At 66.9% G+C, this 17,805-nt stretch carries 12 protein-coding genes; 2 read left to right on the top strand and 10 right to left on the bottom strand.

What is annotated here, in order from left to right; translation table 11 throughout:
* Nucleotide 1: 1 nt before the first annotated feature.
* Nucleotides 2-1,561, top strand: coding sequence for a propionyl-CoA carboxylase (locus GY937_04500; protein ID MCP5055970.1), 1,560 nt, complete (start codon nt 2-4; stop codon nt 1,559-1,561).
* A 166-nt stretch (nt 1,562-1,727) separates the two neighbouring features.
* On the opposite strand, the gene GY937_04495 is transcribed toward GY937_04500, so the two are convergent.
* From GY937_04495 to GY937_04475, 5 genes are all read right to left on the bottom strand, one after another.
* Nucleotides 1,728-3,260 (bottom strand): YdgA family protein, encoded by a 1,533-nt coding sequence (locus GY937_04495; protein ID MCP5055969.1) that lies wholly within the window; start codon nt 3,258-3,260, stop codon nt 1,728-1,730.
* A gap of 153 nt (nt 3,261-3,413) precedes the next feature.
* A complete protein-coding gene (locus tag GY937_04490) occupies nt 3,414-6,998 on the bottom strand; it encodes a UvrD-helicase domain-containing protein (protein MCP5055968.1) in 3,585 nt (1,194 codons plus the stop codon).
* A gap of 34 nt (nt 6,999-7,032) precedes the next feature.
* Entirely contained in the window at nt 7,033-10,299 is a 3,267-nt protein-coding gene (locus GY937_04485) for a hypothetical protein (protein MCP5055967.1), read from the bottom strand.
* A gap of 69 nt (nt 10,300-10,368) precedes the next feature.
* A complete protein-coding gene (locus GY937_04480; GenBank protein MCP5055966.1) occupies nt 10,369-10,749 on the bottom strand; it encodes a PPOX class F420-dependent oxidoreductase in 381 nt (126 codons plus the stop codon).
* A 49-nt stretch (nt 10,750-10,798) separates the two neighbouring features.
* Nucleotides 10,799-11,470 (bottom strand): peroxiredoxin, encoded by a 672-nt coding sequence (locus tag GY937_04475; protein ID MCP5055965.1) that lies wholly within the window; start codon nt 11,468-11,470, stop codon nt 10,799-10,801.
* On the opposite strand from GY937_04475, the gene GY937_04470 reads away from it, so the two are divergent.
* Nucleotides 11,344-12,048, top strand: coding sequence for a gamma-glutamyl-gamma-aminobutyrate hydrolase family protein (locus GY937_04470; protein MCP5055964.1), 705 nt, complete (start codon nt 11,344-11,346; stop codon nt 12,046-12,048). The two genes, GY937_04475 and GY937_04470, sit on opposite strands and share 127 nt — an antisense overlap.
* Here GY937_04470 and GY937_04465 read toward each other — a convergent pair.
* The 5 genes from GY937_04465 to GY937_04445 form a co-directional block, all read right to left on the bottom strand.
* Nucleotides 11,987-13,849: a hypothetical protein gene (locus tag GY937_04465; GenBank protein ID MCP5055963.1), complete on the bottom strand. Its 1,863-nt coding sequence runs from the start codon at nt 13,847-13,849 to the stop codon at nt 11,987-11,989. The two genes, GY937_04470 and GY937_04465, sit on opposite strands and share 62 nt — an antisense overlap.
* A gap of 127 nt (nt 13,850-13,976) precedes the next feature.
* On the bottom strand, nt 13,977-15,551 hold the full coding sequence (locus GY937_04460; GenBank protein MCP5055962.1) for a rhomboid family intramembrane serine protease: 1,575 nt from the start codon (nt 15,549-15,551) through the stop codon (nt 13,977-13,979).
* Between the two features lie 93 nt (nt 15,552-15,644).
* On the bottom strand, nt 15,645-16,010 hold the full coding sequence (locus GY937_04455; GenBank protein ID MCP5055961.1) for a YdbL family protein: 366 nt from the start codon (nt 16,008-16,010) through the stop codon (nt 15,645-15,647).
* Complete coding sequence (locus tag GY937_04450; GenBank protein MCP5055960.1) at nt 16,010-16,204, bottom strand: YnbE family lipoprotein; 195 nt, start codon at nt 16,202-16,204, stop codon at nt 16,010-16,012. The genes GY937_04455 and GY937_04450 overlap by 1 nt, the downstream gene beginning before the upstream one ends.
* On the bottom strand, nt 16,201-17,721 hold the full coding sequence (locus tag GY937_04445) for a hypothetical protein (protein MCP5055959.1): 1,521 nt from the start codon (nt 17,719-17,721) through the stop codon (nt 16,201-16,203). Before GY937_04445 ends, GY937_04450 begins: the two co-directional genes overlap by 4 nt.
* Between the last annotated feature and the right edge of the window lie 84 nt (nt 17,722-17,805).

Below are 17,805 nucleotides of genomic sequence, written 5' to 3'. Positions count from 1 at the left end.
CGTGAGCTGGAAGAACGAAATCGAGGGCATCGAGGAACGACGCCGCCGGGCCCTCGAAATGGGTGGAGCCGAGGCGGTCGAGAGCCAGCACGCGAGAGGTCGGCTCTCGGTACGCGAACGCATCGATCGTCTGTCCGACCCGGAGAGTTTCCGCGAGCAGGGCCCGATCGCGGGTCACGGTGAAATCGACGCGGACGGCCGCCTCACGGATTTCGCCCCGGCGAACTACGTACTCGGCACGGCCAAGGTGGATGGGCGCCCGGTCGTGCTGGGCGGAGAAGACTTCACGCAGCGCGGAGGCTCGCCTTCTCCCGCCGGCCTGCGAAAGAGCGTCTACTCCGAAACCCTGGCGCTCCAGTACCGGCTGCCACTCGTCCGCTTCCTGGAGGGCGGTGGTGGCAGTGTGACGGGCAGCCGCGGGAAGGGCGCACCCCGGCCGATGGGCGACCCGGTGTTCGCGGCTCCGCGCTTCCGCTCGATCATGCAGGTGATGGCAACGGCCCCGGTCGTCTCCGCAGCGCTCGGCGCGGTCGCGGGGTTTCCCGCCGCCCGGCTGGTCGCTTCCCACTTTTCGTTGATGACCCGCAATACGGCGCAGATCCTGATTGGCGGGCCCGCCGTGGTGGCTCGCGCCACCGGTGAAGACCTCACCAAGGACGAGCTCGGGGGCGCCAAACTGCACGCCCGCAGCGGTGTGGTCGACAATGTGGTCGAAGACGAAGAAGAAGCCTTCACGGCGATCCGCCGCTTCCTCTCCTACCTGCCGACCAATGTCTGGGAACTCCCACCGGTCGCGGCATGCGAGGACGATCCGAATCGCAAGGAAGAAGCACTCGCCGAGATCATTCCTCGCGAGCGACGCCGCGTCTACAACGCACGCAAGCTCGTAGGCCACATCGTCGACCGCGATTCGTTCTTCGAGATGACGCCGGGCTTCGGCCGTTCCCAGGTCACCGGCCTGGCTCGCCTGGCAGGTCACCCGGTCGGTGTCTGGGCCAACGATACGCGTTTCTACGCCGGCGCCATGACGGCGAATGCTGCCCAGAAGGTTCGTCGCTTCGTCGACTTCTGCGACACCTTCCATCTTCCCATCGTGGCCTTCGTCGATGAACCGGGCTTCATGATCGGCTCGGAAGCCGAACGGGCCGGGACCATCCGCCACGGTGCGGCCGCGCTCTTCGCAGTTCAGCAATCCTCGGTTCCCATGGTCTCCGTCATCGTGCGCAAGGCCTACGGTGTCGCGGCGGCTGCCCACTTCGGGCCCGACGGAACGGTATTCGCCTGGCCATCCGCGGAAAGTGGCGCCCTCCCCATCGAGGGCGGTGTCGCCGTCGCCTTCCGCCGTGAAATCGAAGCCGCCGCAGACCCAGCCGCCCGGCGTGCCGAACTGGAGGAGCAGTTCGCCTCACGCCGCTCCCCCTACCCGCGGGCGGAAGCCTTTGGCGTGCACGACCTGCTCGACCCCCGCGAGACGCGGCCGGCGCTCTGCCAATGGATCGAGCTATGCGCACCGCAGCTCGCGGCCTTGCGTGGCCCGCGCCAATACAGCCTGAGACCGTAGGGTTCTAGCAGGTTGCGGAAGAACTCCGGACCGAGCCGGGTGCGTGGATTTTCGGTCCAATCGAGGCGCGGAAGCGCAGCTGGGGCGAGCCCCAGCAAGCTTTCGCAACGAAGAGTGGGCCGAAAAGACGCGTGCCAGGCGACGGGAGGGGTTCTTCCGTAGCCTGCTAGGGTGCCGGAGCTGCGGGTGGCGCCGACGGCGCGGCGGTGTCGTCCGCCAGCTCCGCCGGTGCGGTTGGCTCCGGTGATACGACGAGCTCGCCCTTCGGGTCGGCTTCGGCCTCGGGGCCAGCCGAATCTTCCGTTGCCTCGTCGGCCACAGCAACGTCCCCTTCCGCCTCTCCAGCCGTGCTGCCCTCGGGCAACTCGGGGAGCAGTTCGAGCAGACGGATCGCGAGCCGACTCGATTCGCTCTCCTCGTCGGGCTCCGTGGGCTCGAAACGAAGGTCGCCGAGGAAGCCCTCACCGTCTCGTTCCAGCTCGCCGGAGTCGACCCAGGCACCTAACAATTCATCATTTTCGTCTGCCAGCGCATCGGCCCAGCCACCGGGCAGGCGAAGTTCGAGTTCGCCTTCGAGGTTCGACCCGCCTTCACCCACGCTTTCATCGAAGCGAATCCTGCCAGAAACGTGAAACGGGCCAGACGCTGTCTGACCGTCGATCGCCGTGATGTTCAGCTCCGGCAGGAAACCCAGGAGCGTGGCCAGACTCGCCTCAGGCGACGCCTCGTCCGTGTCGAGATCGCGAAGGGCCTCGAATCCGACCCGTACATCCGCGGCTTCGAGGGCATTCCAGTGCACCTGGTCGAAGCCAGCTTCGACCCAGAGCTCTTCGGGGCGACCTTCAGTCGTCCAGGCGATCCCTTCGACGGCGATCCTCGTAAGCTGTGCGGCAGGGGTAGGCCGTGCAGCCGCACCCTCCGGCGCTCCAGTTTCCGACGTGGGCCAGGTCAGTGCGAGCTTCTGGATGACATGCTCGCTACGGACCGAACGCATCGACTCACTCAGCGGAATACCGAGCTGGCCGGTCCACTCGCCCAGATCCAGGCTCATGTCGCTGCCGGCCAGTTGGAGCCCTCCGGCCTGGAGACTCACCTGCAACAGGTCGCTTTCCGGAGCGACCTCCAGTTTCGCGCGAAGCGCTTGAAGCTTGCCAACCCAGCGCGGCGTATCACCCGCCTCGACATCGCGAGGCCGCAGCTCGGCAGCCGGCATGGAGAGGCGGCCCTTCACGTGTCCATCGGCGGCGACCTGCACGTAGAACTTCGCCGCCGGCAGCTTTCCGAAGGCAGCCGCCACCTCGGACCAGGCCTCCTGATCGAGCGTCAGGGTCGAATGCACATAGGCCACGATGGGCGGGCCCACCGCGCCCGTACTGAACCATGTCCAGAGGCTGGTCGGGCCGTGATCGATATGATGCTCGAGCCGGAAGCCGATGCGCTGACGAACATTCTCCTGGCCGGCCCATGCGAGGGGCCGTTGGAAGAGTTCACCCGCAGCGCCGCGCAGCTCGAAGGTCGTCTCGGCGGTCGAGCCCAGAAGGCCGCGCTCGAAGGTGCTCCCGAGCACGCGCAGCTGGGGACGCTCTTCGAGGGCGGCGATCATCTCCTGATGGATGGCTTCGACGCGCAACCCGGCCCACACGGAAAGGCCCGAGGCCACCAATCCAAGCAGAAGGAGGACGCTTAGGGTCTTCTTCATCCGGTGTTCGCCATCGCGACATCCATCGTCCGCCCCCCCCGCAGGCTTGAGGCACTTTGGGGCCAAAAGCCACTGTCCGGCTTCAGCTATGGGAAGAAGCGGCAGATGTGGATTCGGCGGCGGTGACCGGGCTCACGCCCTCTCACAGCCGGATCACGGCTCGATCCGGACCGCCTGCCCCGCGTCGATGAACCAGAGTTCGAATTGCGGTGGCTCGTCGAGGCCGAACGCGGCCTGGACGGCTCGGACGTACACCCGGCCCTGGCTTGCGTACGCCTGGCTGCGCCTCTCCAACTCCCCAGCCTGCCCGACCGCGTCGGTCTTGAAATCCGCCACGACGATCTTGCCGTGCTCGTCCCGGTAGAGCAGATCGATCGCCCCGGCGACGAAACCAACCGGCTCGTCCTCCCCCTTCTCCGGGGCAAGCAGGAGCGGCACTTCTCGTCCCATCAAGCGCTCACCCAGGCCCCCCAGCCGTTCTGCCAGGGGAGAGCCGAGAAAGCGCTCCACCAGGGCATTGGCTCGGGCGAGCATGTCTGCATCCAGGTCCTGTTCCTCCAAGCAGGTCTCCAGCGCTGCACGCCAGGTATCCACCGGGGTGTCCAAGGTGAGCCGTTCGAGAGCGGCGTGGAATGCCGTACCGATTCGCATCGCCTCGCTGCGACTCGTCGCATCGCTGGGCGCACCACCAGGAGGCAGTCGTGCCTCATGCCTCGACGATGCCGTGCCGCCGAAGGGTCGGGCCTGATGCCGGGCCGCGAACTCCCGTGCCGCAACCAGGCGCTTCTCCTCGGCCAACACTTCCGACGGCTGGGATGGCCCGAGTGCGCTTGCGGCGGGGCCAGCCAGGGAAGGAGGAGGCCAACCAGCCGGCAGGCACCAACGAACGCCGTCATCGTCCAGGAAGCTGCCTCCGGCGAGCCGCGCTGCCTCCCCGTGATCGGCGAGAGCTTCGGGGCTGCCGCGACGCGATTCGAGGAGTTCGCTGAAACTCGCCTTGGCCAGTCGAGAGGGAGTCGGGCTCACTCCCGGGTCCGTTCCCGAACGCGGGGGACGGTGCCCGGCGATCACCAGCCTCTGCTTGGCGCGCGTCGCTGCGACGTAGAGGAGGCGAACACCCTCACAGGCTTCCCTCGCCGTTCTTTCCTCTCCGAGGGCGAGCATGCCCGGCGTCGCGAACCCGAAGAGCACGTACTCGCAACGCCCACCGCGTCGCTCCAGAGTGGTATCGCCCGGCGTTTCCGAGCGTACGCCCTTGTGCGTCTGGAGCACGTAGACGTGACGGAACCCCAGGCCCTTGGCCTTGTGCACGGTCATCACGTGCACCGCGTTCTCGTGAAAGGACCGCCTTCGCCCCTCGCGATGCTCGCGATCCGGACTGCCGGCCCGGCGCAGCTGCGAGAGTACGGCAGACGACGAACCGCCTGCGGCTTCGAGAGCCTCTGCCAGCTCCCGAAAGACCCGATCCAGGCTGCCCAGTCGGTGGGCTCCGAGGTGCCGCCCGGCTTCGGCCACCTCGAGCCCCCAGGGCCCGCGCAGGGCCTCGACGAAACGATCGACCGGCCCTTCTTCTGCCAGGGCCCGCAAGGGACCCAGTTCGTCGAGGAATGCCAACAAGCCTTCCTCCCAGCCCGCGACCCGCTCGAGCCCGGGAACACCCGCAGGCAATGCTGCCGCCAGCGAGCGGATTTCTTCGCCTAATGTCTCGAGATCCTCTCCTCCGCTGCCGTGCAGGCGGCCCGCGCGTTCCGGCAGCCCGAGCCGCCAGAGCGGAACCAACGCCGCATCGGGAACCCCGACCAGGGACGAACGCAGCGTCGCCACCAGGGCCAATGCGTCGTTCGGATCCAGCACGCAGCGTATCCAGGCCATCGCATCCACCACCTCGCGACGCCGACCATGCTGCTCCTCACGTTCGACCACGAAAGGGATACCGGCCTCGCGCAATGCCATCAGGTAGACATCGAAATCGCCCGAGGAGCGCATCAGCAACGCCACCTCGCCGGGCGAGACTCCGCTCTCGCGAAGCCTCTGCAGATCCGCCGCCACCGCCCGGGCCTCGAGTTCGGTGGAGAAACGTTTGGCCCTCTTCGGATCCGGAGAGCCCTCGTCGTCCAGCGGCCAGCTCAACCAATGTTCAACCGACGCACAGCCCTCGGGTAGCGGCTCGAAGACCCTTCCCTCCTGGGGCAGAAGGCGTTGGAAGGCGGGTTGGAGGCCGGGTGCCTGGTGCATGATCGGCGCGACCACGCGCTCGACCTCGTCCAACACGGCACCGGTCGAGCGGAAGTTCACGATCAGGGGAAGCACCTGCCCGCCGGCTGCGCGGGCCTTGCCGACGAAATCCTCATAGGCGCGCAGATCCGCGCCTCGCCAGGCGTAGATGGATTGCTTGGGGTCTCCCACGAGGAAGAGCCCCGGCCGCTCGGAGGCCTCGCCTCCCAATGCCAGCGCCTCCAGGATTTCGCATTGCAGCGCGTCCGTGTCCTGGAATTCGTCGACGAGGATCTGATCGATTTCGTGTCGCAACCTTCCCGCAACATCCGGCCGCGAGACGAGCAGGTCCCGTGCGCCACGGAGCAACCCACCGAACGAAACAACGCCGGACTCGCGCAACCGTTCCTCGGCTTCGGCAAGCAGGCGCAGGAGAACCCGGCGGCTGGAGGCCAACCGGATCGGATCGAAATCCAACACGTGCTTCAGGACGAGCTGCAGCCGCCGCGCAGCGTCGGCCAACGCAGGCGCATCGTCTGCCAGCGCGTCGCCTCCACCCCTGGTGAATTTGCCGCGCGCGAACTCGGCGAGTTTCGGACGGCGAGCCGCCCAGCACTCCGCGATTCCCCGGCGCCATTCGTCCCAGGCTTCCGCGTCTCGCGGAAGCGCTTCGTGAACCGCAGCGCGGGTCCCCATCACCGCTTCAACCGCTTCGACGACGGCTGAAGCGCGTTTCCCCAACCCCAGCAATCGCCCGGCCTCGAGCCCGAGAAATGCGTCGCTGGCTTCGCGAAGCTGGATCGCCAGATCGGCGAGGGCGTCGGGTTCGATCGGATCGACGGCCAGATCCTCGGCCAGGACACCCTCATTGAGCAGGCTGACCAGGGCCTGTTCGATGTCCCGCGGGCCGATCTCCGCATCGGCCAGAACGGCGAAATCCGGGTCGAACGGCTCGCCGAAGGCTTCCGGGAGATGCGCCTCCAACACTTCGCGCACGAGCTCGACCTGGCGCTGGCCATCCGCATCGATCTCGAAGCCGGGGCGCAGGCCCGCATCGACCGCGTGGGCAGCGAGCCAACGTCGACAGGTGGCGTGAATGGTGCGCACCGCCAATTGGTCGAGTGCGCCCACCAACGCCTCGGCTCGGGTATCCCGAAGCGGAGCATTGGGCAGCGCTTCGTCGTCGAAACCGACCGGGGTTTTTCCGGCACGCAACGAGAGCAATGCCTCGGCAACCCTTGACGCCATTTCCGCGGCAGCGGCCTCGGTAAAGGTAATCGCGACCACACCGCGCAACGCCTCTGCCGCAATCTGGTCATCCGTCGGAGCGGGAGCCCCGAGGAGGCCCCGCTCTTCGACCCGCAGCTTGGCTCGCTGCCAACCCGGGTCCAGGCACCAGGCCACGATTCGCGAGACCAGTACCGCCGTCTTCCCGGTTCCGGCACCGGCTTCGAGCACCAGGGGAGACCCGAACTCTCGCTGCGCGAGCGCTCGGGCTCGTCGATCGTCCGCTCGAGACGTCATCGCAGCTTGCCCCGGTACGCGTCCATGGACCGGCTCATGCCTTGCCAATCGCGAGGTTGAAGACTGCGCGAGCCGCGCGCTCGGCTTCCGATCCCCCGTCGCTCGCAATCCAGGAAGCGAATCGACGCCTGGCCCCGCTATCACGCCGCGTGCAGGCTTGGCTCAGCTCGCAATACGCGCATTGCCCAGCTTCGTCGGTGAGCTTGGCATCCAACAGCCTGGGCGGAAGCGCGCCAGAGCCGAGGGCGCCGAGCAGGACCTCGACGGCTTCATCGAACGCCGCACGCGCCTCCGAATTCCCGGATTCGAGGTTCACCTGAGCGTGTTCGTCCTCTGCCTCCGGCTGGCCGAATACCAGACGTCCCTCGGTCGCGAGGTTGTCCGCCTCGAACGCTGCGTAGGCAGCGATCTGCAGGCGGCGGCCCTCACGAATCCCAGTGATCAGATGTCGCTGCCGCGTCGAAGCCCCCTTCGCATCGGTGAAGGGCTTGCCCGTCTTGTAGTCGACCAACACGAGCGACCGCTCTTCTCGATCGACGCGGTCAGCGCGAAATCCCAGTTCGACCGAGACGCCGCCGGGCCCGGTGACTGAAAGCGATGCCTCCAGTTCGGCACCGATGACAGCCGGCAGCACACCGCCCTGGGTCTCGAGTTCAGCGATCCGTTCGAGGATCGGCCTGGCCCGGCGCGCCAGAAAATGGGCGAAGGCGGGCAGCACGATGCCCTCGTCCAAAGCCGCTTCGCGAGCTGCGTTCTTCAACAAGGCGTCGAGCTCTGCAGGGGCCGGCCAGGCGACGGATCGTGGCTCAGCGGCCAGCTGACCTGCCAGCGACACTCGCGTCGGCACACCGGAAAGAGCGACGACGGCTTCCAGCACATTGTGAACGACGTTTCCGAGCAGCGCCGGGCTCGTATCGGGAAGCGCGGCGATCGCATCAGGCACCGCTTCCAGGCCCAGGCTGCGTTCCAGGAAATGTTGCCAGGGACAGCGCGCAAGACCCTCGAGGCGTGTGACGTACAGCCCCTGGAGGCGTGTGGCATCCGCTCCAACAAAACCTGAGTACGGACCGGGCCGTTGCCAGCGCTCGCCTCGCGCCTCGAGTTCGTCCAGTACCGCCATGCGCGCAGCACCCCGCGCCGGATCGAGCGCGCACATGAGCGCTCCTTGTGCCCCGATTCCGCCGCGGAGTGCTGCCCATTGCAGATGCTCCTGGAGGGGTCGGATGCTGAGTTCCGCCTCGATGGGTGCCAACGCATCCAGTACGGGCAGCGTCGGGTGCGCGATCAGGATGCGCTCGACCAACGGCGACCGTGCCCGCTCCTTGCCATCCTCACTGACCGCCTGCCAGGAGAGAACGACCTCCGGTGCCGCCGAGCACAACCAGGCGAACAGATGCCGCTCCTCATCGAAGCCGCGGCTCTTCACCGGGATGGATGGCAAGAGAGGAAGGAGGGCCCGACGGAGCGAATCCGGCAGGAGCGGGTCTTCTCCGACGGGACGCGGGAACACATCGCGATTCAGGCCGACCAGGAAGAGCAGATCGAAGCTCCGCCCCCGGGCTTCCATGGCGGTCAACACCTGCACGCCGGCGCCGGCACCGCCCAACTCTGCCTTGCCGGCGCCTTCGAGCATTCGGCCGAGCAGAAGCGCAACCTCGGGCCCGTCGAAGTTCCATCCGGGGAGAACCCGTGCCACCAGATCCCGGGTGGCGGCCACAACCGTCTTCGCACCGGACGTCGTCTCTCCCCAGCCAAGTGGACCTGCGAGCAGTTCCTGGATCCGGCCGAGCTGTGCCTCCAAGCTGCGCGGCTCGAATGCCAACTCGAGCCAGCGCAGCGTGGCGCCGGCGGCTTCCACCGCCCAGGCCAGCGCTTCCCGGGAGACCGTCCGCCGTCTCAATCGCCTGGAGCCTGGCGGCGCCGAGGCCTCAGGGTTGAGCGGGGGAAGCCATCCTTCATCGTCGGCGATCCCGCGCACCGAAGGCAATCGAAGAACCTTGCGCTCGCCGAGTCGCTCATCGAGATCGAGAGCGGCGAGATCGCGTAGCCGCCCGATGCCGAGACCATGGAGGCCCAACCGAAGATCGCCGAGTTCGGCCCCGCGGAAACGATCCGTCGCATCGAGCCAGAGATCGACGACACACCCGTCACCCGTGGAGAGCAGGCCCAACAAGGCCCGCACACGGCGGCTCTCGTGGGTGGCGAAACCCAGGCCACCGGAGAAGGGAATGCCCAACGCGCGAAACTCGCGGGAGATCGCCAAGCGGTACCCGTCGAGATCCCGCGCGACGAATCCGATGCGCTCGGGAATCGCACCGGCCTCGAGCAGCCCTCGGATGCGCGCAGCAGCTGCTCGCACTTCTGCGCTGGCGCCCTGGGCGCGCTGGAGGCTCAGGATCGTTGATTCCGAGGCCGGGCCTTCTTCGACGAAAGAAGGCTCGCCAAGGCGTTCTCGCAGCCGCTCCGTGAAACGATGCCCAGGCCCCGGCCTGGCCGGGGGGGAGGGATCGACGAATTGTGCGGGATCCCCTGGCATGGGAAGCCAGAGCTGCGCCCCGAGAACCCGCACCAACGCCACGATCAACTCGCTGGCGACGCCGGTCGCGTCTGCGACTCCATGGATGAAGACTGCACTCGAGGGCAATGCCGCCGGCCCTTCGGATTCGAGCCTCTCGGTTGCCTGGAGGAAGACCGCCGATCGCGGCCTCAGCCCGCCGTTTTCGCAGGCCACGAGCACCCGCCGTGCAACCCGCACGACGGCCTCGGCCCGTGCGCGCACGCGGCCGGTCGAGACCTCTGCCAACCGCTCCCCAATACCTTCCTCATGAGGCCGAAGAAAAGCCGCATCGAGCAAGTCCCGCACGACCCCGACCAACGCGCCATCACCCTCGGACGGCTCACGCAGCTCGCGCAGCAGTTCTGGCTCTTCAGCCGCAGCGCGTTGCACCAGCACCGGAAACAGCAGATCGCCATCCGCCACGGGGGCCTCGCCCCGGCCCGAGTTCGCCAACTGCTGGGCGACCGAGGCGAGCGTCTGGACCACCACTCCGAGGAGTGCCGGCCGCTCCTGGGCGAGCCGGGCAGAAAAATGCTGGCGAAGACTGGCCGAGGGCACGATCACCCGTATGTGCCGCAGCAAACCACCGGGCGTACGAACGGCGGCGTCGGCTCGGCTCACGACCTCGACCACGAGCCGATCTTCGGCCGCGCGTGCGCTAGGCGCCGCAACGACCTCCCCGGCCGATACGATGTGCGCGGCCGGTGTCCGCGGTACCGCCTCCGCCTCGAACGAGTCGCCCAACCCTACCCCCGTGATGTCCACAGGCTACTGCGTAACCGTGACCGATCCGGTCACGGGCCGTCTGCGCCCCTAAGCGCCCACCTGGATTTCGATGACGGCCCGGTCGGCGTAGCGTCCCGAGAGTCGCGAGGCGAGGAGAGCCAGCCGCATCTGCAATCCGTACTTCCGAATGATCGCCTCGAGCCCCAGGTCGCGCTCGTTCGGAGTCTCGAGCATGCGGGCCTTGGCTTCGGTCCAGTCTCCAGTGACACGCCCGGAAGCGGTGCACGGCGCGAGGCGTACCCGCGCACCATTCCGGATGCGCTTCACCTTGCCCGATGTCCGGTTGGTATAGACGTAGAGGACCTCCCCCGTCGTGCTCTGCGCAATCCACACGGCTGTCCGAACCTCGACTCCGGATTTCCGAAAGGTGCCGAGGCTCACGTAGCGTTCGTCGCCTAGTTCTGTCATGGCATCTCCTTGGCCCGCAGTCTTCGGTGCCCGGCGGTCGAGGCCTTTCTTACAAGGCGGCGAGAATGGCCTCGACGCTTGAAACGTCGAACCTCATCGGGGTCTCGATGCCCAGATGCGTGACCACACCATCTTCGGCCACCAACGCGTAACGCTGGGAGCGGGTCCCCATGCCAAAGCTACTGGCATCGAAGTCCAGGCCCACAGCGCGGGTGAACTCTGCCGAGCCGTCCGCGACCAGCGTAACGGCGTCGCTCGCACCCCGGTCTCGAGCCCAGGCCTCCATCACGAAGACATCGTTCACCGACAAGCACAGGATGCGGTCGACACCCTTGGCCCGCAGGGCCCCGGCGTTGCGAATGTAGCCAGGCAGGTGCTGGGAAGAGCAGACCAGGGTGAAGGCTCCTGGCACACCGAACAATACGACCTTCTTGCCGGAAAAGAGTTCCTCCGTCGTGGCATCGGCCGGGCCGGCGGACGTCACGATCTTGAGCTTCAGCGAGGGAAGCTGGTCGCCCACCTGGATGGCCACGGCGATCCTCCTTGTTCCGGAAGGCGGGATGTTCGCACAGGTCTCTCGGCTAGTCTGGCCCCATGGCCCAGCCGCGCATCGGTATCCCGCTCTGTCTCGACGCAGCGGATCAAATCCGGCCCGGCCGTCGCTACCACTACATCGACGAAGCCTACGCCGTGGCCGTGGCCGAGGCGGAAGGCACGCCATGCTACCTACCGCTGCCGGCCTCGCCGGAAGCCGCACTGGAGGGGATCGACGGCCTTTTGCTCCCGGGCGGCGACGATTTCCCGCCGGCCCAGCCCTACCCGGCCGAGATTCGATTCAGCCTGGTCGAACCCGAGCAAAGAGCCTTCGACTCCGCACTCCTGGCAGCAGCGTTGGAGCGCGGCCTGCCGGTACTCGGCATCTGCTACGGCATGCAGCTGATGGCGCTTGGAGCGGGTGGCAGACTGCATCATCACATTCCGGTCGACCGGCCAGACGCAGGAGCCCACCGGCTCGACGAGCGGGACGGCCGCCACGGCATCACGCTTCAGGCCGGCACCCAGCTCGCACGGTGGCTCGGCGACGCACCGGCCGAAGTCAACAGCCTGCACCATCAGGCCGTAGCCGAGCCCGGTGAGGGCTACCGGGTCGCGGCTCATGCGCCGGATGGGATCATCGAAGCGATCGAGGCAGAAGGCCCGCTGCTCCGGCTCGGGGTGCAGTGGCATCCGGAGAAGCTCAGGGGGACGAATCGGTCCCGACTCTTCCGTGGTTTCGTCGACGCTTGCCGAGAAGACTGACGCCCGGGCCTGGGGACAACGGGTCGAGGAGCCAACGCCAATCCCAGAGACCGACACGTACCCGATGCCAGGTGGCCGCTCCCGGCACGGAAGCCGCCAGCGCTTCTCGGATGGCGAGCCCGCGGGCGTGGGCCCGCGTGTCCGCGGGCGGATGGGCGTGCGCGCGGGTAACGGCGTCCGCCTCCACCCATTCGCGTACCCGACCACGGCCGCGCAACCGCCGGTGCCCGCCGCGCGGCCCGAGGTCATGGTAGCGGAGGTCCGTGCGCAGCATTCGAAAGACCAGCTGCCGCAGCCTCTCCTCTTCACCGTCGCAAGCGCCGGCGGCGAGCAGATGCCTTCCCTGAGTGGCGAGGCGCTTCCAATCCTCGACGGAGGCGCAGTCGCGTCGCAGCAGGCTGCGCTTGGCAATCCAATCGACCCGATCCGCCAGGGCGTCAGGGTCGCGCTCCCATTGATCGAGCGTTTCCTTCCAGAGGGCGAGCACGTCACGTTTCCAGTCTTCGGTGATCCCCGGCACGCGCTCACGAACGTGCTGCAACACTTGTCGTTGGATCTCGAGCGCGTTCGCCTTCGTTCCATCGCGAAGCCGAAGCATCGCGTCTGCATCGCGGCTCAGAGCGCGCAAGCCGGCCACGGGATCGACCAGCTCGGGCCAGGGCGCCTCGGGAAGGGATTCGATGGCTTCGAGCACGAGCGCCGTGGTTCCGATCCGGAGAAGACTCGCCTGATCGCATTGCGTGGCGTCGGCCAACATGAGGTGCAACCTCCGATAGCGACCAAAGGCACTCCACGGGCGAAAGAACAGATCGCGCAGCTCGACCAGCGGGCGGTGCTCACCATGGGTGAAGATGTGGGCCGGCACGCGCATGAACTCCGCACGCTGACTGCAATGCAAGGGATTCTGGCCATCGAAGACGAGGCGCCCGGCGCCGCAATAGAGCGTGCGTGTCACCAGGTGAGCCATGGCTCCCCGAATGGTGGGCCGGAAGAAGAACCGGCGCGCGAACGCAGCGTGCAGGTGCATGAAGGGTCGGATCGGCCAATCGATCCAGGCGAGATGCCGCGCAAGAAGCCCGGGATCGGCCTGAAGACGGGCCGCCATTCGAATCGGTACGGATGACAGACGGTAGGCCGCGCGCCGCCAGGCTTGCGCCACATCGGGCCAGACGCCCCGCATGGCACGTGCGGCCAGACGGATGCCGCTCGCCAGAAGAGGCAGCAGGAGCAGTAGCAGCGGAGCCGACAACATCATCAGACTCACGCCCACGAGCCAGAGCAACGAGGGCAGAGTCGCCAACCAAAGCAACAGCCAGAGCGGGGCCAATGCCAGCCGGTTCAGGGCGGGCAGGGGATCGTCGATCCAATAGCTCTCATGGGAGCCGAACGTATGGCCGTGGGCGTCGACGTTGCTCTTGAAGATCCGCACCTCGCCGCGCCAACCCCGCTCCCGAAGATCACGATTCACATCGATCCGAAGCGCCTCGACCAGTTCGTCCTTGGCTCGCTCGTGGGCCAACAAGCTGAAGGGATCCCGGCACTCCGGACTCGCAATCTCGAGGAGTCCGTGTTCGAAGGCGTGAGGCGTGGCTTCGTAGTGGAAGGACATGCCATTGGCCAGGAAGCGTCCGGGCTTGGCCCGCAGCAGCGAGAGCGTCCGCGGCACACTGGGAACCCGCAAGGCCAACTGCCCCTCGAAGAGCGGATACAAGGACAGGTTCGTCGGACGCCCTTCCTCGCCGCGGGCCGGGAAATAGACGACCGCGTACTCCGTCTCGATTCCGAAGACCCGTTCACGCATGGACGGATCAGATTAGCGAGAAAGCCATTCGGTTTGCTTCGCAGCAGGCCCACAAAGCCCGCTTCGATCCGGCCGGGATTCCTGACACCGCCCGGCCGACCCACCCTTCGGGTACCCGCTGCGCTCGCTATTCCTCGGAGAAATCGAAAGCGTCGGAATCGAATAACTCGGCTTCGTCGCCGGATTCGCCAGCGTGGCTTCCGGGCGCTCCGAGATCGACATCCAGGTCGGCCTCGGCCCAGGCCTCATCGTCCTTGCTGAGATCGACCGCATCGGTCTCGAAGAGATCCAGATCCTCTTCGTCGACCTGCTTGGGCGGAGCCGGGGGATCGACGGGAGAGGATGCTTCGGCGGTTGCGGGCGGCACCGCAGCTCCGGCGACAGGGCGCTGAGCCAACGCGACCTTCCCGATCGTCGTCGGACCGGAATCCGGCGAGGCCCCCGCGCTAGCTTGTTGCAGCGCGCGGGCGGCCAGCTTCGGATCGATGCGACGGACGGCTCCGGCGATGCGGGCAGCGACCACGGCGTCGCTTCGCGGGAGAAGCTCTGCCAGCATGCTACAGGCCGCCGCCTGTTGACCCGTCGCAGCCAGCCAGCCGGCGAGACGCAACGTCACATCCGCATCGCCACCCACGACAGCCGGTCCCGTCTTCACCACCTCAGCCCACTCGCGGAGTGCGGAAGACCGATCGACCTTTGCAACCGCGGTCCAGAGGCGGCCCAGAGAGGCGGCAGCGGGAGCTTTGGGTGCCAGGCTGTTCGGAAGTGCATCGGCCGGGGGCTCTGACACCTCTGCTTTCTTGGCGACCCGTCTTTCCGTGCGTGCTTGCATCCAGGCATCGACACCGCAGAGCCGCATCAGAGCAGCGAACAACACGCCGAAGCCAAAGCCCCCGACGTGCGCCCAGTAGGCCACTCCGTCACTCGCCCCTGCGACGTCCATCAGGCGTGCGGTCGCCAGCTCGCCGGCAAACCAGAGCGGCAGCAGCAACCAGGCCGGTGCTGCGAACGTCCCCCAGAAGAAGCCCAGCCAATAGGCGAATTTGATGCGGACCGTCGCGAACAAGACGAGGAATGCGCCCATGGCGCCTGCGATCGCACCCGACGCCCCCACCAACGGGCTCGTCATCTCCGGGCTCTGGAAGGCGAAGACCAGCCCAGCCGTCGCCCCGGCACCGAGATAGAACATCAGGAACACGGAGCGACCCCAGCGATCCTCGATGAACGGCCCGGTCAGGAAGAGAAAGAGCAGATTCCCGAGCAGGTGGGCCCAGCCTGCGTGCAGGAACATATGTCCCAGCACGCCCTGCCATCGGATCGCCGTCGGCACCAGTCCGAAGCGATACCAGACGTGGCGCTCGAGGGCGGCCTCCGCGTGCGCAGTGAGCACATCGAGATCGCGCTGCTCCGCCTCGACCGCAGAGACCGGGATCGGAACGCGGCCCGCCTTGAGGTCGGCACGGAACTCCATCCGTGCATCGGCGCCGTCATCGCCGAAATGGGAGGCCAGCAGCTCACCCGGCTCCAGGTAGGGATGGCTCTGCCAGAAATCATGGGCCTCGCCGAGTGTCCGATCGAACTGCTGGACAGCCGGGTCGCTCTGGCTACCGACCAGGACCACCACGCAAATCGCGATCAGGGTGAGCGTGATCCAGGGACGACGGCGCAACTCCGTCGATTCGTGACTCCAGGGCAGTAGCATGCGGCACGTGAATCGGCGATTCGGGGGCCGATCTGAAGGCGCATCGAATATGTGGGCAAACTACCCCTGAAATGGGCTCGCCCGATCGGAGGGCTAGGGCTTTCGGACCCAGCCGTCGTCGGCTGCCTGCACGTAGTGGCCGGACTTGGCCTCGCGCATCAGGCGCTCAGCCGTCAGGGCGGCGACCTCTTCAACGGTCGCGCCGGTCTTCTTGGCCACCTTCTTGTATTGCGCACGTCGGCCGGCGTTGATCCGCTTCACCAGGGCCTTCTGCTCGTCGGTCGGGTTCTTCACGACCAGCCCGATGTAGCCATTGCGCCGCTCCCCCACGACGCCGGTATCCCGCGCGGCATCCAGCTCACTGGCGGCCCAGGCGGCCGTCGAAAGCAAGAGCGCGGAGCCTGCCAAAGCGAGCATCCAGCCAAGAGTTCGTCGTCGGTTGATCGAAAAGTTCAGCATCAGAAGAGATCCTCTTCTTCTTCGAAGACCTGGTCGAGTTCCTTGTCCACTTTGACGCGAACTTCGTGCTCGATCTTCACATTCAAGTTGATCACGATGGGCTCCTCGGGAGCCTTTACCTGCACCGTCGGAGCGCAGCCCAGGCCCCCCCAGACGAGCAGCGCCAGCAGCGCAGGTATGTACGGCCGGGTCATGGCGAATCCTCCTGGGCGGCCCGAAACGAATCGAGCCGCTCCTGGATCTTGTCTGGCAAACGATAGGCGGTAAGTCCCGTCCGGACGAGATCGGCCAGACGTGCTTCCAGGTTCAGATTGAATTCGACGGCTCGACCCCCCTCGAAATTCGGATTGCTGCCTTTCAAATGGACGCCCAGATCGAGTTCGCCGCGTGTGTCTCCGTCGAGATCCATCGAAAGCTCCTCGAAACGAAAATCTTCGAGAACGTCGAGAACCAGTTCCAGCTGGCTGCCCTTGCGAGCGGCCGCTCCCATCACGGCGCCTGGCGCCAGGCGGACCCGCCCTGGGCCGGTGGCTGCGAGGCGCCCGCCTTCGATGCGAATCTGGTCGCCCTCCTGGAAGATCGGCAGGGTTCCCGCGAGCTTCCCGCTGCCTGTGAGCCCCTCCAGTTGCGCCTGTTCGAGGAGAAGTTCGAGTTCGAGCCCTTCCGCTTGTAGGGTGACTTCGTTCGCCTCCGCGTCGGGTTGGAGGGCACCCGCCGCCCGAAGCGTGCCCCCGGCCCATTGCCAGATCGCGCTTTGGACGTCGATCGCTCCATCGGGAAAGAGCTGGAATTCGATCAGGCCCTCCAGAAGCGGCAAGCCCACGTCCATCCTTCGAATCGCCAGGAGTTGGCCTGGCGGCGTGGAGAGCGGCTCCGGGCCGTCCACCTGCAGGGTGCCGTGGATCCCTTCGATGCGGCCCCAGGGCGTCCGCAGATCGATGCCCGCCAGGGCCAGATTCGCCCGCGCCCTGATGCCCTCGCTCCCGAGGTCGAACGCGATGTCGGCGGCGGCCGGGCCGCGGATGCCCAGAACCGTGTCCCGGACCCCCGGTGCGAGGGAGAGCCAGGTCGAATCGATCGTCGTCTCTGGAATCCGCAGCGCGCCCTGCCCTTGCCAACCGGCGTCTCCATGAACCGCCGTGGCTTCCAGATGGCCGGCGATGAGCGAATCCTTGCGACGGGCGACCACCCCGAGCGCTGCTTCGATGCGACCCCGCTCAGCGAGAAACAGCTCGCCATCTACATCCAGACCCAGGGGCCCGAGATCACCGGTCACCGCGATGCTGGCGTCCTCGAGGCTGAGACGCTCGACGGGGAGCAAGGGAGGGCCGGATGCTGCCTCGTCTTCGGGCGCGGCGAGCCAAGGTTCGAGGGAGCCCACGGAGATCGTTTCGGCTTCCAGCCGAACGCGCAGTTCGGCCTCGCGAACCGTCACGTCCGCAATTCGCCCCGCACGCAGCTCTGCCCACGGCGCCTCGAGCACGATCTCATCCGCCCGAAAGATGGGCTCTGTGCCGAGGGCCACGTCACGAATGCGCAGCCCGTCCAGCTCGACCGCGGCGAGCGTGGCGGCGGCCCCGGGAATCTCTGCCCTGCGCAGGGCTTCATCCAGCGCCCGCTGGGCCCAAACCACGCGCTCCCGCCAAGCCATGAAAAGCGCCAGGGAAGCGAGCGCGATCAGCACGAAGAGCGCGTAGATCAGGCGACGCATCGCTAGAACCATAGAGAACGCCCGAGCCGGGGAGGGGCCTCCGTCGACTCGGGCGTTTCGGGGGGTGTCACCCGCCCCAAGAGA

This window comes from bacterium, from assembly GCA_024228115.1.
GTDB lineage: Bacteria > Myxococcota_A > UBA9160 > UBA9160 > UBA6930.
The sequence above is the reverse complement of the archived record's forward strand: the minus strand, read 5'-3'. Positions and strand labels throughout refer to the sequence as shown.